This is a genomic window from Thiohalomonas denitrificans, from assembly GCF_900102855.1.
Lineage (GTDB): Bacteria > Pseudomonadota > Gammaproteobacteria > Thiohalomonadales > Thiohalomonadaceae > Thiohalomonas > Thiohalomonas denitrificans.
The window spans coordinates 179,242-196,100 of record NZ_FMWD01000003.1 but is presented as its reverse complement, the minus strand read 5'-3'; the positions used below and the strand labels follow the sequence as shown (position 1 = coordinate 196,100).

Here is a 16,859-nt window from a genome sequence, read left to right as displayed (position 1 = left end):
CGCTCAGTTCTCCCCGTTCTGGTCGTCCGACGCACCGATGCTGAAGCGGGCGACATCCCTTCGTACATAGGGGGTGGGATCGAACCGCTCCCCCTGGTAGTGAACCGTGACACCAGGCGCATAGCCCAGTATTACCCGGAACGGCGGCTTGTCAGTAAAACGGAGTGTACGACCCGCCTTGATAACCCTGGATACCAGTTGCTGACCGTCAGCATTGGTCACCTGTGTCCAGCTGTCCGCCTCGAACTCCAGACGGAGGCCGGTTGCGGTGGTGGTCGGTTCCGGTTCCGGTTGTGATACGGCTTCGACCTCCGCCGCCTGCGATTGCGTTTCCGGTACCGAGTCCAGCGTATTCGGTGCCACCAACGTCGGCTCCCCGGACGCGGACGCTTCCGACTCGGTGAACACGGGCGATTGGGAATCGCCTTCGGCAGCGGGCTCAGGCCTTTCGGAGCTTTGCGCCTGCTGCTGCGAAGCCAGTGACTCCGGAGCACTCGGTGTGGTTTCGGGGGCCACCGTGGCGACTTCCGGCTCGGTTACCGGCTCTTCGTGGGCAGGCTGTTGGGACAGCCACCAGACCACAAGGAGTGCACCCAGGCCGATAAAGATCAACCAGGTGACCATGCGAACCGGAAGATCACGGCTCGAAACCTGGCTTTTCCTGACTCTCGACACGATCTCCTGCGGAGGTCCTTCCAGGTTCTGTTCATAGGCCCGGACAATCTCGTCCGCCGGCAGACCAAGCCTCCGTGCATAGCTCCGGAGATAGCCGATCACGAACGCAGGAGGAGGCATCGAGCTGTCATCATCCTCTTCAAGCGCGGCGACCATCCGGGTCTGCAGCCGCAACTCCGACGCCACGCTCTCACGGGAGAGGCTCTGGGCCTCACGCGCCTCACGCAGACGGCGACCCGGCCCTTCATTCTGCTGCTCCGAGGTTCGCTGATCCTCGACGGTATCATTCACAATTTCATTCTCAGACTCGCTCATTATTGCTCCGACTCCTGGAGAAGACGTGCCTGTCTGGAATCGGGAAACCGATTCTTCAGATGCATTTCGTAGCTGGAGAGGGCATCCCGGTCACCCAACTCCCTCTCGATCCTGATGCCCAGCCACAGCGACTGGGGGGTATGTCGCGCCACGTCGCGATAGCGCTGAAGATAGGCGCGTGCAGACAGGTAGTTACCCTTCTGGTAACTGAGATCGGCCATTCCGAACAGTGATTTGTGCATTCTCGGATTCTGCGAAAGGGCCTTGCGCAGATAGGTTTCAGCCTCCTGCAGGTTCCCCTGGCGGGTCTTGCATAGCCCCAGATTTTCATGCACCGCAGGACGCTGTGGATAAACGGGATCATCCAGTACTTCCAGGAAGAGCCCTTCGCCCTCCTCATACTGACCCGAACTGCACAGAAACGCCCCGAAGTTATTCAGCAGCGACGAATCATCCGGCAGGGCGCGAATGGCTCGGCGAAAATGCACCTCGGCGTCTTCGGGCCGATCCAGCCGCTGATAGAGAATCGCCAGATAGTGGTTTGCCCCACCATGTCTCTGGTCGAAAGAAAGGGCGCGCTGGAGCTTTTCCATTGCGCGCTCGTTATTGCCCTGCTGCATGTAACGCAATCCCATCTGCGCGTTCACTTCAGCACTTTTCTCAGCGTGCTGTGTCGGTGTACCGGCACAGCCCGCCAGCGCGAGGCCTGCTCCCAGGATCAGGATGGCGGCGACTCGTCTCATGGACCGACTTCTCCTCGAAAGATGATATGGCGTTCACTGCGGCGGGTCCGGTCCAGAACCTTTCCCACCAGCTGACCGCACGCGGCATCGATATCTTCGCCGCGCGTCTTGCGTGTCACCGTGATGATACCCGCCGCCATGATGATGTCGCGGAACCGATCGATACTTTCCTGGCTCGAGCAGCGATAGGGGGCCCCCGGGAAAGCGTTAAAAGGAATCAGGTTCAGCTTGGCCGGCACCGTGCGCAGCAGCCGCACCAGCTTGCGGGCATGCTCGGGAGAATCATTCACGCCCTCCAGCATGACATACTCGAAGGTGACGCGCCGGTGAGGCTTCCCTTCCACATAGTGCCGGCAGGCGGCCATCAGCTGCGCTATCGGGTATTTGCGATTGATGGGCACCAGCTCATCACGCAAGGCATCCTCCGGAGCATGCAGGGAAACGGCGAGGCTGACGTCACTGACCTCCCGCAGCCGTTCAATCCGCGGCACCACACCGGCCGTGCTGAGAGTGATGCGCCGCTTGGAAACCCCGAAGGCGAGGTCGTCCTGCATCAGTTCCATTGATGCCACCACCTCGTCAAAGTTCATCAACGGTTCGCCCATGCCCATCAAAACGATATTGGTCAGCACCCGCTCACCCTTGTTTTCGGGCAGGCCCAATGCGCGGGCTGCAACCACCACCTGCCCGATGATCTCGGCAGCGCTGAGATTGCGGTTGAAACCCTGGCGGGCCGTCGAACAGAAGCTGCAGGCGAGAGTGCAGCCCACCTGCGATGAAACGCAAAGCGTGCCGCGGTCCCCTTCGGGGATAAAGACCATCTCGACATGATTATCATCTTCCAGACGCAGCACCCATTTCCGGGTGCCGTCACGGGAGGGTTGGTCCAAACTGATTTCAGGCAAACGGATCCCGGCCCGCTCCGCCAGCCGGGTGCGCAATGCCTTGCCCAGGTTGCTCATATGGTCGAAATGATCCACCCCCTGGTGGTAGATCCATTTCATTACCTGAGAAGCGCGGAAGGCCTTCTCCCCCATTTCGGTGAAGAAGGCCTCCAGCTCTCGTCGGGGCATCCCGACGAGGTTCTGCTTTTTGTCACGGCTATCTGCCATAACCCTCCGCCTCACGAAGGGAATCGACCTCACGCTCTCAACGACTGCGCGGGCAGATTTCCTCGGGCTTGAAAAAGAATTCGATTTCCTGTTTGGCTGTCTCCGGGGCGTCGGACCCATGCACTGCATTGGTACCAATGCTGGAGGCGAAATCGGCCCGGATGGTGCCCGGTGCGGCTTCCTTGGGGTTTGTGGCACCCATGACTTCGCGGTTTTTGGCTATGGCATTTTCACCTTCGAGCACCTGCACCATCACCGGACCGGACATCATGAATTCCACCAGATCCTTGAAGAACGGGCGCTCCTTGTGGACTGCATAAAAGCCTTCGGCCTGCTCCCGGCTCAGCTGCAGCATCCTGGCGGCCACGATGCTCAGGCCTGCCTTTTCGAAACGGCTGTAGATATCACCGATAACGTTCTTGGCTACCGCATCCGGCTTGATGATGGAAAGAGTGCGCTCAACTGCCATATGGAAAAAACCCCGTCATTTTATTTGTGACCCCAGCGGCGGGAAAGTTTCCTTCCTGTCCCCGAATACGCTAAACCCGCGATTATACGCGGGCTTAGGGGGGCGTTCCAGCACAGATCTTCAACCACGGGGAACACGGGGAGCACGGGGAACTGCAAGTGCCAAATGCATTCTCCCCGTGTCCCCCGTGCTCCCCGTGGTTCTTTCGTCAGTCCCGTTCGTCAATCCACGCCATCTGGATGGCCTCGAGGATTCCCTCGCTTGAGCTTTCCGGGTCGTCCTCGAACTCGTCGATGCCGCATACCCACTGGTGCAGATCGGTAAACCGTACGTATTGGGGGTCGACATCCGGATGGGCCTCATCCAGCTCAATGGCGATATCCTGCACGTCCGTCCATCTCAAGCCCATTTTCTCGACTCCTGTTGTTTTTACCACGGGGAGCACGGGGGACACGGGGATTTTCTTTGCTGGGGCTCTCGTGCTTTCCGGACTTGGTGCGGAATACAGGGAAGCCGCATTTATCTGAACTGCAGTTCCCCGTGAGCCCCGTGTCCCCCGTGGTTTCCGGCTGTTCGGTTCAGTTGCTTTCCGAAACCATGTTGATCGTGTATTTCGGGATCTCCACAGTCAGGTCTTCCTCGCCCACGACCGCCTGACAGGAGAGACGGGACTCCGGTTCGAGACCCCAGGCTTTATCGAGCATGTCTTCTTCAGTTTCCTCCGCTTCGTTCAGCGAGTCGAAACCCTCGCGAACGACGATGTGGCAGGTAGTACAGGCGCAGGACTTCTCACACGCATGCTCGATCTCGATACCATTGGCCAGGGCCGCCTCGATCAGCACGGTACCGGGCTCGGCTTCGAAAACCGCTCCCTCGGGGCAGAGTTCTTCATGGGGTAAAACGATGATCTGGGGCATTCTTAAACTCCTACTAAGGATCTCACCGCAAAGACGCAAAGGACACCAAGACCCGCGGACAAAGCATCGAGAAACAGAGGTGCTGCCGTAGGAGGAGCGGCACAACCCCATGCGGGGCATTAACCCGCGCCGCAATTCCCGTGCCTGAGGCCGGGCTCCTAACTCGCGATTGAGGCGCTCGAGGGGCAGTGCACGCCCGCTCTGTATACTTTATGGCTTTCCTTTGCGCTCTTTGCGCCTTTGCGGTTAAGAAAATAAACGGCTCTACTTTTCAAATTCGTCCACGCTCTGACCGGACAGCGCCTCCTGGATTGAGGCATTCATCCGGCGGGCGGCGAACTCCGCGGAAAGTCGGTTAAGCTCGTCGGTACGGCGTTTGAGCAGAGAGTAGTCGTTCTCGCCGATGGCCTCCCGGACGATACCCATGCTCCGCTCCAGCGCCTCGCGCTCCTCGCTGGAGAGCAGGCGATCCCCGTCCACTTCGAGCGCATGCTCCAGCGCCTCGAGAATGCGCTCGGCCTCCACCTGCTGTTCACGCAGATTACGGGCATCCATGTCCTCACGGGCATGGTCCATGGAATCCCGCAACATCTCCTCGATTTCCGAGTCGGTCAGGCCGTAGGACGGCTTCACCTGTATGCTCGATTCCAATCCGGTGGTCTGCTCCCGGGCCGTAACCGACAGCAGACCGTCGGCATCCACCTGGAAGGTGACGCGAATACGGGCCGCTCCCGCCGCCAGAGGAGGTATCCCCCGCAACTCAAAGCGAGCCAGGGAGCGACAGTCGGAAACCAGTTCGCGCTCCCCCTGCACCACGTGAACCGCCATGGCGGTCTGACCATCCTTGTAGGTGGTAAAGTCCTGGGCGCGGGCCACGGGAATCGTGGTGTTCCGGGGGATAACCTTCTCCACCAGACCGCCCATGGTTTCCAGGCCCAGAGACAGCGGCGTGACGTCGAGCAACAGCATTTCGTCATCCGGCTTGTTGCCGGCAAGCACATCCGCCTGCATGGCGGCCCCGATCGCGACGACCCGGTCCGGGTCGATGTCTACCAGGGGCTCGGTATTGAAAAATTCCCCGACCTTTTCACGCACACGCGGCACACGGGTGGAGCCGCCGACCATGACCACATCCTTGATCTCTTCGGGCCCGACACCCGCATCCCGCAGTGCGCGACGGCATGGGGCCAGGGTTTTCCGGACCAGCGGGTCGATAATCCTGTTGAACTGCTTGCGGTCCAGTTGGCCTTCCCAGTGGGTGCCATCCGCAAGCTCCAGCCGGATCTCGGCCGTTTCGCTCTGGGTAAGCGCCTCCTTGGCGGCGCATGCGTCGCGCATCAGGCGGCGCAACTGCTTGTGATCGGCATCATCGGCAATGCCGGCCTGCTGCATGATCCATTCCGCCACCAGCCGATCCATGTCGTCGCCGCCCAGGGCGGAGTCGCCGGCAGTGGCCAGCACCTCGAAACCCCCCTTGTTGAGCCGCAAAATGGAGATATCGAAGGTACCGCCGCCCAGGTCATAGACGCCGATAACCCCTTCCGAACCGCGATCCAGACCATACGCGACCGCCGCGGCAGTCGGCTCACTCAGCAGTCGCAGCACATTGAGCCCCGCCAACTTGGCGGCGTCCTTGGAGGCCTGACGCTGGGCGTCATCAAAGTAGGCGGGCACGGTAATCACCACCCCGGTCAACTCGCCGCCCAGGGATTTTTCCGCCCGTTCTCGTAGCGCCTTGAGGATCTCCGCAGAGACCTCCACCGGACTGACATCACCGCCGGCGGTTCGCAGACGCGGCATGGCAGAGGCTTCACTCTCCACGAACTCATAGGGCAAGCGTGAGCCCAGGCTCTTCACATCCGCGACACCGCGCCCCATGAAGCGCTTGACGGAAGCTACGGTATTGAGCGGATCAAGCGCGGCCTGTCCCTTGGCGGCCTCTCCCACTACGGTTTCGCCGCCCTCCAGGTAGCGCACGACGGACGGCAATAGATGATTGCCCTGTTCATCCGGCAGGGTTTCGGCCATGCCAGAACGTACGGTCGCCACCAGGGAATTGGTGGTGCCCAGATCGATACCTGCCGCCAACCGGTGTTGGTGAGGGGCATCGGATTGTCCGGGTTCACTGATCTGCAGTAGTGCCATATGTACTCGGTCGGTTCAGAGCTCGTGGGTCAGCGCCTCTTCAAGCTCCTCGGTCTCGCTGAGAAGCCGGCGCATGAACTGGAGTTTGCGGACAGAATCCTTGGCCCGCTCAAGGACATCGCCTTCACCATGGCCAAGGGCGATGCCGAGGTCTTCGACCAAGGCGCGCTCCCTATGTTCGATATCGCTACGAATGCGATCCAGCGTGTCAAACGGCTCTTCACTGCCGCGGACCCCTTCCAGCGACTCCCGCAATTCCATCTGCTCCATAAGAAAGCCCGGGTCCATCGACGTATCGGTCTCATCGATAGGGGCGCCCCGCAGCTCGAGCAGATATCGCGCCCGGGCCATGGGGTCCTTCAAGGTTCGATAGGCCTCATTCACATGAGCGGCCTGCTGTACCGCCAGGCGCCGCTCCTGTTCAGCGGCATTGGCGAAACGATCCGGATGCGTCGTGCGCTGCAACTCCCGATAGCGAAGTGCCAGCGCCTCGGTATCCACCTGAAAATCCACGGGCAGGTCGAACAGCTCGAAGAAGTTTTGAGAGAGGTTCGTCTGCATTGGTGTCAGCGTCAGATGTTGAAGCTTTCGCCACAGCCGCAGGCGTCCTTCACGTTCGGGTTATTGAACTGAAACCCTTCGTTCAGCCCCTCTCTGGCGAAATCGAGCTCGGTGCCGTCGAGATAGACAAGACTTTTCTTGTCGACGATCACCTTCACCCCATACCCTTCGAAGATCTCATCGTCATCGTCGATCACATCGGCGAATTCGATCACATAGGCCATGCCCGAGCAGCCGGAGGTTTTCACCCCCAGCCTCAGGCCAACGCCCTTGCCGCGATTTGCGAGGAATGTCTTGACCCGCTCCGCCGCGGCCTCGGTCATGGTAATTGCCATCTCTATAGCCTCTTAAGCGCTGTTGGCTTCGGTACCGGCCGAGGCATCCGCTCCGGACTTTTCACCGCGCTTCGACTTGTAGTCGTCGATCGCCGCCCGAATCGCATCCTCGGCCAGAACCGAACAGTGAATTTTCACCGGTGGCAGGGCCAACTCTTCAGCAATGTCCTTGTTTTTGATGGTCAGGGCGTCCGCCAGGGATTTACCCTTTACCCATTCGGTCACAAGGGAGCTGGAAGCGATGGCCGAACCGCAGCCGTAAGTCTTGAAACAGGCATCTTCGATCACGCCTTCGTCATTCACCTTGATCTGCAGACGCATGACATCGCCGCAAGCGGGTGCGCCTACCATTCCGGTGCCCACTTCGCTCTCGTCTTTTTCGAATGAACCCACGTTGCGCGGATTCTCGTAATGGTCAATTACCTTGTCGCTATATGCCATCGTCTGTACCTCTCTGCTGAGGGCCGGTTATGGTAAATCAATGAGCACTCCACTGCACCGAATCGAGATCAATGCCTTCCTTGTACATTTCCCACAACGGTGACAGAGCGCGTAATTTGGCGATCTTGCCGTGAATCATTTCGATAGCCCGATCGATTTCGGCCTCCGTGGTGAAGCGGCCGAAACTGAACCGGAGAGAGCTGTGCGCCAGTTCATCGGAGCGTCCCAGTGCGCGCAGCACGTAGGACGGTTCAAGACTGGACGAGGTGCAGGCCGAACCACTGGAGACTGCCAGGTCCGACAGCGCCATCATCAACGATTCGCCTTCCACATAGGCGAAACTGATGTTCAGGTTATGGGGGACCCGATGCTCCAGGTCACCGTTGACAAAGACCTCTTCGATGTCCTCGATGCCCTTGAGCAGCCGATCGCGGAGTGCACGAATTCGTTCGTTTTCACTCGCCATCTCCTCGCGAGCCAGGCGGAACGCCTCACCCATACCGACAATCTGGTGGGTGGGTAGTGTCCCGGAACGCATGCCCCGTTCATGACCGCCACCGTGCATCTGCGCCTCGAGGCGCACGCGTGGTTTGCGACGCACGTAGAGCGCACCCATCCCCTTGGGACCGTAAATCTTGTGGGCCGAGAAGGACATCAGATCGACCTTCATGTTCTTCAGATCGATAGGCACCTTACCGGCGCTCTGGGCGGCATCGACGTGGAACAGGATCTTCCGCTCCCGCATCAACTCACCAATGGCGGCGATGTCCTGGATGACACCAATCTCGTTATTTACGTGCATGATCGAGACCAGAATGGTGTCTTCCCGGATCGCCTCTTCGAGGCTCTTCAGCGAGATCAGGCCGTTCGGCTCGGGATCCAGGTAAGTGACCTCAAAACCTTCCCGTTCGAGCTGACGGCAGGTGTCCAGCACCGCCTTGTGCTCGGTCTTGGAGGTGATGATGTGCTTGCCCTTTTTGGCATAAAAATGGGCAGCGCCCTTCAGCGCCAGGTTATCGGATTCGGTCGCACCGGAGGTCCAGACGATTTCCTTGGGGTCGCAATTGACCAGGGCCGCCACATCCCGGCGCGCCTTGTCAACCGCCTCCTCGGCGTCCCACCCGTACTTGTGCGAACGGGAAGCCGGATTGCCGAAGAGGCTATCGTCGGGCCGCAGATATTTACACATTTGGTCGGCGACACGCGGATCCACCGGGGTGGTGGCCGAATAGTCGAAATAAATCGGTTTACTCATGTTCTGTCGACTCCGAAGTTAACCCGGATAATTCACCGCCGGGACGCAAAGAGCGCAAAGCAACCAGTACATAGTTATCCTGCAGCTTTGCCATTACTCCACGCCAGCAGCCTGCCTTTACCAAAGAACGCTCCTGAACCCCCGGCGGTGAGTCTGTTGCGGCCTGTTTCATGCCCAGGCGCTGCTCGCCATCTTCCGCAACAAGGCAGCTTCCGCTGCCAACGCACCCACCAGGGCATCCACGTCCGCTTCCGTATTACCGGTGCCGAAACTCGCCCGCACCGCGCAACTTGCCAAATCCGAAGGTACTGCCATCGCCCGCAATACCGGGCTCGGTTCGTCATTCCGACTACCGCAGGCCGAGCCACTGGAGAGTGCCAGCCCCTGCCGGTCGAGCGTCAGCACCAGTGTGCCGCCCTCAATGCCGGGGAGCGCAAAGAAGCTGGTATTCGGCAAGCGCTTCGCGCCCGCTCCAAACACCACTGCATCCGGCACCCGCTCTCTCAACCCGGCCTCGAACCGCTCTCTCAACTGCTCCAGTCGGGAAGCGCGGCTCTGCAATTCGCCGTGGGCCAATTCGGCGGCCTTGCCGAAACCGACGATAGCGGCGACATTTTCGGTCCCGCCGCGACGCCCCCGCTCCTGGCCGCCGCCGTGCACGAGGGGCTCGATATCGATCGACTTGTCCACGATCAGTGCACCCGTGCCTTTTGGGCCATAGAGCTTGTGGGCGGACAGGCTCATCAGGTGTGCGCCCGCCGCGCTAAAATCGATCGGCACCTTGCCGGCGGCCTGGACCGCATCGGTGTGCAGCACTGCACCCCGCTCGCGTACCGCCCGGGCCAGAGCCGAAATGTCCTGCAAGACACCGGTTTCGTTGTTGGCCCACATCACCGAAACGAGAGTGGCGCTGCTGCGGCGTACCGCCTCCGTTTCGACGCGTCCTTCACTGTCCACGGGCAGACGCTCGTGCCGCCAGCCGTGACGCGCCAAAGCCTCCACCGGCTCCCGCACCGAGGCGTGTTCCACCGGGCTGATCGCCAGGCCACCCGGCATCCGCCGAAACGCGGCACCTTTGAGGGCCGCATTGTTAGCCTCTGTACCACCGTTCGTGAATACCACTTGGGAGGGATGTGCTCCGACCAACTCGGCCACCTGCTCCCGGGCGGTGTCCAGCGCACTGCGCGCCGAACGGCCGAAGGCGTGCAGGCTCGAAGCATTGCCAAAGCCGTCCCGAAGGTGCGGGAGCATCGCCTCGAACACCCGCTCGTCCAGCGGTGTCGTGGCATTGTGGTCGAGATAGGCTGGCACCGGATTACCCTCGTTATATTGAGGCTGTCTTCTTCTCTTGAATGATTTGCGATTGTCGGTCCTGACGGGCCGCCACATCGCGAACTTCCTTGCGCTCCACCAGGTCGCCCAGGGTGATGCTCTTGAGGAAGTCGTAAATCTGATTACTCAGCTCACACCAAAGTTCATGGGTAAGACACGAACCGCCGTCCTGGCAATCGCCCTTCCCGCCACAGCGCATGGCATCGACCTTTTCATCAACGGCGGTAATCACGTCGGCAATACAGACCTCGCCGGCGGGACGACTCAGCTTGTAGCCGCCACCCGGACCGCGGGCGCTATCCACGAGACCGTTTTTGCGCAGTCGGGAGAAGAGCTGTTCCAGATAGGACAGCGAAATACCCTGCCGCTTGGAAATGTCCGCGAGAGTTATCGGACCGTTGGTGTAGTGCAGCGCGAGATCCAGCATCGCGGTCACCGCATAGCGGCCTTTGGTCGTTAGTCTCATTGCCTTTGATCCCCAGATATCGTGTTTAACGACAATTGCCACCTAAATTAGCAATACCTAGCATTTTAGTCAACTATTAATTTCGCCCGCTTTGGGCTCCCGGGTACGCTCAGCAGAATTCTCCGCCTCCGTTTCGCCGTTCCCGATCTCACAGCTCTTCAGTTCCGGCAACTCCTTTTCGGGAAGTTCCGCACCCATACTGCGCATCGCCTTGCACATCTCCTCCATTTTGCTGTCCATGGCATGAATATGATCGAGCATGCAGTCGATGGCGTTGGCGACCGGGTCGGGCATCTCCTCGGCAGTGCCATAGGCATCGAAACCGATCTTTTTGGCGATGGCGGCGCGCTGCTGGTCCTTGGTGCTGCGCTTGGGCTGCACCAGCCGCCCGGGAATGCCGACCATCGTCGCCCCCGCCGGAACGTCCTTGACGACCACCGCATTGGAGCCGATGCGCCCACCATCCTTGACCGTGATTGGGCCCAGCACCTTGGCCCCCGCCCCTACCACCACGTCATTGCCGAGTGTGGGATGGCGCTTGCCCTTGTCCCAGCTTGTGCCGCCCAGGGTGACTCCGTGATAAAGAGTGCAGTCATCACCGATGACCGCCGTCTCACCAATCACCACACCCATGCCGTGATCGATAAAAAAACGCCGACCGATACTGGCTCCGGGATGGATCTCGATGCCGGTGAGCCAGCGGGAGAACACCGAGAGCATCCGCGCCAGCCATTTCCATCCGCGATTCCACAGCGAATGACTCATCCGATGCAGGATGACGGCGTGGATACCCGGATAGGTGGTGACGATCTCGAAGACATTTCGGGCCGCCGGATCGCGCTCAAAGACGCAATCGATATCCTCTCGCAGCCTTTTGAACATTACGTTACCGTTTAATTCCTGACATTTCTGATAGGCCATATTCTGGCATACAACGTGAGGGCGTAACAGGGGGATTCAAGGCGTCGCCGACACCTGGGAGCCTGTCCGGGAATAGACTGACCTACTGCGGCCGCTTTCTCGGACAGGCTCCTAGTCGGAGCGGGCCGCCTTCTGGGCCGCCGTGAGGATGCCCCTGAGGATGTTGACCTCAGTGGCCTCCAGGGCACTCCGATTGAACAGGCGCCGCAGACGGCGCATGAGCTTGCGCGGGTGATCCGGATCGAGAAAATCCAGCTCTACCAGCGTCTCCTCGAGGTGAGCGTAAAGCCGCTCCACATCCTCCGCCGAAGCCGGTTCATCCCGCTGTGTGGCCTCGACCGGAGCGGAGCCCGACGCCATCATCACCTCGTAGCTGACGACCTGGATGGCAGCCGCCACGTTGAGCGAGCTGAACGCCTCGTCGGTCGGGATATGCACGAGGTAATTACAGCGCTCCAACTCCTCGTTGCTCAACCCCGAGTGCTCCCGCCCGAATACAATCGCCACCTCGCCCGGATGGGCTACCGCCTCCTCGCCGCACTGGCGGGCATTCAGCAGGGGCCAGGGAATAGTTCGCAGTCGGGCGCTGGCCCCGAATACCAGGGAACAGCCGGTCAGGGCCTCATCGAGAGTGTCGCAGACCGTAGCGGTGGCGAGGATATCGTCCGCTCCGGAGGCGCGTGCACTCGCTTCGGGACTGGGAAATTCGCGGGGCTCCACCAGGTAGAGTCGCCCGATCCCCATGTTTTTCATGGCCCGGGCGGCCGCCCCGATATTTCCAGGGTGGCTGGTCCCGACCATTACAATGCGCAGCTTGGGAAATTTCATGGGCGAGCAAGTTACCGCCTGACAACAACAAGTCAACGCTTTTACTCAAGTTTTTTGGATATCGCCCCATCAAAGGCTCAACTTATCAGCCCATGGCTGTTAAAATGGGGAGCTAACCCGAGACGACGCTGTCGGCGGGGCAGACGCTTAACGTTCTTTAAAACCTGGAGATTTCCTCATGCATCCCATGCTCAACATTGCCGTGCGAGCTGCACGGCAGGCCGGCAACTTCATCGCCCGTTCGGCCGAACATGTGGATCGGTTCACGATCGAGAGCAAGGCACATAACGACTTCGTTACCGAGGTCGACCGTGTCGCCGAACAGGAGATCATCCAGGTCATTCACAAGGCCTACCCGGACCACGCCATCCTCGCCGAGGAGAGCGGTCGCCAGAAAGCCGGCGCAGAGTACCAGTGGGTCATCGACCCACTGGACGGAACCACCAACTTCCTGCACGGCTTCCCCCAGTTTGCCGTCTCGATCGCCCTCCAGCACAAGGGTCGCACCGAACAGGCGGTGGTCTATAACCCGATTTCCCAGGAGCTTTACACGGCCAGCCGCGGTTCCGGTGCGCAGCTGAACGGACGCCGCATACGGGTCGCCCAGCGCCGGCATCTGGAGGGCGCGCTGCTTGGTACCGGCTTTCCCTTTCGCGAGGAGCAGCGCCTCGATACCTACCTGAATACCTTCAAGATCCTGTTCGGCGAGGTGGCGGATATCCGAAGAGCCGGCTCCGCCGCCCTGGACCTGGCCTATGTCGCTGCGGGCCGTCTGGACGGATTCTGGGAATTCGGACTCTCGCCCTGGGACATGGCTGCCGGATCACTGCTCATTCAGGAAGCCGGCGGCGTGATCACCGACTTCGCCGGTGGCGACAATTACCTGGAAAGCGGCAATGTGATCGCAGGCAATATCAAGCTTCACCCGGTCATCCTGCGCAAGATTCGCCCCCAGCTTCCGGAAGAAGCGCGCCGATAGCCCGGACCATCGCACCGAGGGCGGCCCTCCTACCCCGGAAAGAGCAAAAGCCGATCCCCGGTAGGAGGCGCGCCCCCGCGGCGATTGACGTCAGGATCATCGCGCCGAGGGCGGCCCTCCTGCCCCGGAAAGAGCGCAAGCCGATCCCCGGTAGGAGGCGCGCCCCCGCGGCGATTGACGTCAGATCGACCATCGCGCCGAGGGCGGCCCTCCTGCCCCGGAAAGTGCGAAAGCCGATCCCCGGTAGGAGGCGCGCCCCCGCGGTGATTGACGTCAGGATCATCGTGCCGAGGGCGGCCCTCCTGCCCCGGAAAGAGCGAAAGCCGATCCCGGTAGGAGGCGCGCCCCCGCGGCGATTGACGTCAGGATCATCGCGCCGAGGGCGGCCCTCCTACCCCGGAAGGAGCAAAAGCCGATCCCCGGTAGGAGGCGCGCCCCCGCGGCGATTTCGCAACAACCATCGCGCCGAGGGCGGCCCTCCTACCGAGTGACGAACGAAGCCAGATCCCCGGCGGGTCGAGGGGACGCTTACGGCAGCGGCTCTTCCTGCTCCACTCCCTCCTTTTCCACCGGCAGCAGGTCTTCGCGGGAGACCCCCAGGGCAAGCAGGACAGGGCTGGCGATGTAGATCGAGGAGTAGGTACCGACCACGACGCCGACCAGCAGGGCGGTGGCGAATCCGTGGATCAATTCACCCCCCAGGAAAAACAGCGCCAGAAGAACCAATGCTGTGGTGCCGGAGGTTAGCACCGTCCGCGACAGCGTCTGGTTTAGGGATGCGTTCACCACGTCGGCCGAACTCCCCTTGCGCATCTTGCGGAAGTTCTCGCGGATGCGATCGAAGACGACGATGGTGTCGTTCAGGGAGTAGCCGATCACTGCCAGAATCGCCGCCAGGATGGTCAGATCGAATTCCAGTTGCAGCACCGAGAAGAAGCCGAGCGTCAGAATGACATCATGCACCAGTGCCGCGACGGAACCGACGGCGAAGCGCTTCTCAAAGCGCAGTGCCACATACACGAGGATCCCGAGCAGTGCGTAGAGGAGGGCCAGACCGCCCCGCTCCACCAGCTCGTCGCCCACCTGTGGCCCGACGAACTCCTGACGGCGCATCTGCAGCTGTTCATCGGAGGCGCGCAGCGCGACCATGACCTTCTCGCTGAGCTGTGCAGTACTGATCCCCTCGCGCGGCGCCAGCCGAATGAGGACGTCACGGGAGGTACCGACGTGCTGAACCACGGCCCCTTCGTAACCGGCCTCTTCGAGGGTGCTGCGGATCGACGACAGCTCCGCGGGCTGCTCATAGCTGACCTCCAGCAGGGTACCGCCTGTGAAGTCGATCCCGAAGTTCAGACCTCGCACCAGCAGGGAGCCCAGCGCGACCACAATAAGGAACAGCGAGAGGGCGACGGCCCCCTTCCGTAACCGCATGAAGTCGACATTGGTCTGCGTAAAAATCTCCATGGTGCACTCCTCAGATCGACAGTTTCTTCAGCCGCTTGCTGCCGACGGCCAGATTGATGACGGCACGGGTCCCCATGATGGCGGTAAACATCGAGGTGATGATGCCCAGTGACAGGGTGATGGCGAAGCCCTTGATCGGCCCGGTACCGAAACTGAACAGTACTACCGCGGCAATCAATGTGGTGACATTGGCGTCGGCGATGGTGGAAAGGGCCTTCTCGTAACCCGCCTTGATACTCGCATGCGGCGTATTGCCCACCCGCAGCTCCTCGCGAATACGCTCGAAGATCAGCACGTTGGCATCCACCGCCATACCGACCGTCAGCACGATACCGGCGATACCCGGCAGAGTCAGCGTGGCCTGCAACATCGAAAGCAGTGCAACGATAAGCACCAGGTTGGCTGCCAGGGCGAGGTTTGCCACCAGGCCGAAGCCCTTGTACCAGAGCACCATGAATGCCAGCACCAGTACGAAGCCGATCAACACCGAGGCAAAGCCCTGATCGATATTATCCTGACCCAGGCTCGGCCCGACGGTCCGCTCCTCCACGATATTCATCGGGGCAGCAAGGGCGCCGGCACGTAGCAGCAGCGCCAGGTTACGGGCCTCTTCGGTACTGTCCAGCCCTGTGGTCTGGAAGCGTTTCCCGAAGGGCTCGCGGATCACGGCGACACTGATCACCTCTTCGACCCGCTGGGTGACCTGTTCCGGCTCGCCGTCGACGATGCGGATCTCGGGGCGATTTTCAATGAAAACCACCGCCATGCGCTTGCCGACGTTGGCCTGGGTGTTGTCGGCCATCTTGCGCGCACCCTGCCCATCAAGGGTTACGGTCACCATCGGACTCCCGCTTTGGGAGTCGATGCCCGAGGCCGCATCGATGATCTGGTCACCGGTGATGATGACTCGCTTCAGAAGCAGGATCGGCCGGCCGTCGCGCTCCTTGTAGAGGCGCGACTCAGGAGGCACCCGGCCCTGCAGCGCCGCCTCGACGTCGTGCTCCTCATCCACCATGCGATACTCCAGGGTCGCGGTGGCCCCGAGGATGTCCTTGGCGCGGGCCGTATCCTGGATACCCGGCAGCTGAACCACGATGCGCTCTTCGCCCTGCTGCTGGATCACCGGCTCGGCAACGCCGAGCTCGTTCACCCGATTCCGCAAGGTGGTGATGTTTTGCTTGATGGCAAACTTGCGCACTTCCTCGGCTTCAGCATCGTCCAGGCTGGCAAACAGATAGGGCGTACCGCCCTGCTCCGCTGTATCGAGGGCCAGCGTGCGATACTCCTCGGCCACCGCCTGTTCCGCCTTGTCGCGCTCGGCGGCATCGCGGAATTTCACCGCCACCCGGCCATCTTCGGCATTGATGCTCAGGTAGCGCACTCGATCTTCGCGCAGCAGGGTGCGAATATCGCTGACGTAGCGCTCGACCGCCTGAGTAAGCGCTGCATCCATATCGACCTGCATCAGAAAATGCACGCCACCACGCAGATCCAGCCCGAGATACATGGGCGCCGCATTGAAGCTCCTCAGCCAGTCGGGCGTTGCCGGAGCCAGGTTAAGGGCAACCGCATACTCGGGCAGCTCCGCACGAACCAGGTCGTAGGCCTTGAGCTGGGCATCGGTGTCAGCGAAACGGACCAGGAGGTTTTCCTCCTCGTACTCGATGTCCTGATAGGCAATCCCGTTGTCTTCAAGGACGGTGGCCACCTGGCGGGAAGTGGAGGTAGTGACCTCCGCCATGCGGGTACCGGATATCTGGAGGGCCGGATCGTCGCCGTACAGGTTGGGCAGGGCGTAGATCACCCCGAACACCAGCACGGCGACGATCAAAAGGTATTTCCAGAGCGGATATCGATTCATGGGACATCTCAGGCAGAACGCACCGCGCGTGGCCCTGGCA

At 60.9% G+C, this 16,859-nt stretch carries 18 protein-coding genes; 1 reads left to right on the top strand and 17 read right to left on the bottom strand.

Translation table 11 applies throughout. The features are described from left to right. Window positions 1–3: 3 nt before the first annotated feature. The 15 genes from BLP65_RS05660 to BLP65_RS05590 all read right to left on the bottom strand — a co-directional run bounded on the left by BLP65_RS05660 (window position 4) and on the right by BLP65_RS05590 (window position 12,515). On the bottom strand, window positions 4–990 hold the full coding sequence (locus BLP65_RS05660; RefSeq protein WP_092993771.1) for a RodZ domain-containing protein: 987 nt from the start codon (window positions 988–990) through the stop codon (window positions 4–6). Beyond that, window positions 990–1,733: a type IV pilus biogenesis/stability protein PilW gene (gene pilW, locus BLP65_RS05655; RefSeq protein ID WP_092993768.1), complete on the bottom strand. Its 744-nt coding sequence runs from the start codon at window positions 1,731–1,733 to the stop codon at window positions 990–992. The genes BLP65_RS05660 and pilW overlap by 1 nt, the downstream gene beginning before the upstream one ends. Beyond that, complete coding sequence (rlmN, locus tag BLP65_RS05650; RefSeq protein WP_092993765.1) at window positions 1,730–2,845, bottom strand: dual-specificity RNA methyltransferase RlmN; 1,116 nt, start codon at window positions 2,843–2,845, stop codon at window positions 1,730–1,732. Before rlmN ends, pilW begins: the two co-directional genes overlap by 4 nt. A 37-nt stretch (window positions 2,846–2,882) precedes the next feature. Continuing rightward, window positions 2,883–3,314, bottom strand: a complete 432-nt coding sequence (gene ndk / locus BLP65_RS05645) for a nucleoside-diphosphate kinase (RefSeq protein WP_092993762.1) — start codon at window positions 3,312–3,314, stop codon at window positions 2,883–2,885. A gap of 208 nt (window positions 3,315–3,522) precedes the next feature. After that, entirely contained in the window at window positions 3,523–3,723 is a 201-nt protein-coding gene (gene iscX, locus BLP65_RS05640) for a Fe-S cluster assembly protein IscX (RefSeq protein ID WP_092993759.1), read from the bottom strand. 169 nt (window positions 3,724–3,892) lie between these two features. Next, a complete protein-coding gene (gene fdx, locus BLP65_RS05635) occupies window positions 3,893–4,231 on the bottom strand; it encodes an ISC system 2Fe-2S type ferredoxin (protein WP_092993756.1) in 339 nt (112 codons plus the stop codon). 264 nt (window positions 4,232–4,495) lie between these two features. After that, a complete protein-coding gene (gene hscA / locus BLP65_RS05630; protein ID WP_092993753.1) occupies window positions 4,496–6,376 on the bottom strand; it encodes a Fe-S protein assembly chaperone HscA in 1,881 nt (626 codons plus the stop codon). A 15-nt stretch (window positions 6,377–6,391) separates the two neighbouring features. Next, window positions 6,392–6,937, bottom strand: coding sequence for a Fe-S protein assembly co-chaperone HscB (gene hscB, locus BLP65_RS05625; RefSeq protein ID WP_245688242.1), 546 nt, complete (start codon window positions 6,935–6,937; stop codon window positions 6,392–6,394). Between the two features lie 11 nt (window positions 6,938–6,948). Continuing rightward, window positions 6,949–7,272 (bottom strand): iron-sulfur cluster assembly protein IscA, encoded by a 324-nt coding sequence (gene iscA, locus BLP65_RS05620; protein ID WP_092993747.1) that lies wholly within the window; start codon window positions 7,270–7,272, stop codon window positions 6,949–6,951. Window positions 7,273–7,284: 12 nt separating this feature from the next. Beyond that, entirely contained in the window at window positions 7,285–7,713 is a 429-nt protein-coding gene (gene iscU, locus BLP65_RS05615; RefSeq protein ID WP_092993744.1) for a Fe-S cluster assembly scaffold IscU, read from the bottom strand. Between the two features lie 37 nt (window positions 7,714–7,750). Next, window positions 7,751–8,968 carry an IscS subfamily cysteine desulfurase gene (locus tag BLP65_RS05610; RefSeq protein ID WP_092993741.1) on the bottom strand — a complete coding sequence of 406 codons (1,218 nt, stop codon included), beginning with the start codon at window positions 8,966–8,968 and terminating at the stop codon, window positions 7,751–7,753. A 168-nt stretch (window positions 8,969–9,136) separates the two neighbouring features. Next, a complete protein-coding gene (locus BLP65_RS05605) occupies window positions 9,137–10,279 on the bottom strand; it encodes a cysteine desulfurase family protein (RefSeq protein WP_092993738.1) in 1,143 nt (380 codons plus the stop codon). 13 nt (window positions 10,280–10,292) lie between these two features. Further along, window positions 10,293–10,766, bottom strand: coding sequence for a Fe-S cluster assembly transcriptional regulator IscR (gene iscR / locus BLP65_RS05600; RefSeq protein ID WP_092993735.1), 474 nt, complete (start codon window positions 10,764–10,766; stop codon window positions 10,293–10,295). Between the two features lie 69 nt (window positions 10,767–10,835). Then, window positions 10,836–11,648, bottom strand: coding sequence for a serine O-acetyltransferase (cysE, locus tag BLP65_RS05595; protein WP_092993732.1), 813 nt, complete (start codon window positions 11,646–11,648; stop codon window positions 10,836–10,838). A gap of 150 nt (window positions 11,649–11,798) precedes the next feature. Further along, on the bottom strand, window positions 11,799–12,515 hold the full coding sequence (locus BLP65_RS05590) for an RNA methyltransferase (RefSeq protein WP_092993729.1): 717 nt from the start codon (window positions 12,513–12,515) through the stop codon (window positions 11,799–11,801). 178 nt (window positions 12,516–12,693) lie between these two features. On the opposite strand from BLP65_RS05590, the gene suhB reads away from it, so the two are divergent. After that, a complete protein-coding gene (suhB, locus tag BLP65_RS05585) occupies window positions 12,694–13,494 on the top strand; it encodes an inositol-1-monophosphatase (RefSeq protein WP_092993726.1) in 801 nt (266 codons plus the stop codon). Between the two features lie 528 nt (window positions 13,495–14,022). Here the strand turns inward: suhB and secF are convergent. After that, entirely contained in the window at window positions 14,023–14,958 is a 936-nt protein-coding gene (gene secF, locus BLP65_RS05575; RefSeq protein WP_092993720.1) for a protein translocase subunit SecF, read from the bottom strand. 10 nt (window positions 14,959–14,968) lie between these two features. Further along, a complete protein-coding gene (secD, locus tag BLP65_RS05570) occupies window positions 14,969–16,819 on the bottom strand; it encodes a protein translocase subunit SecD (RefSeq protein ID WP_092993717.1) in 1,851 nt (616 codons plus the stop codon). Between the last annotated feature and the right edge of the window lie 40 nt (window positions 16,820–16,859).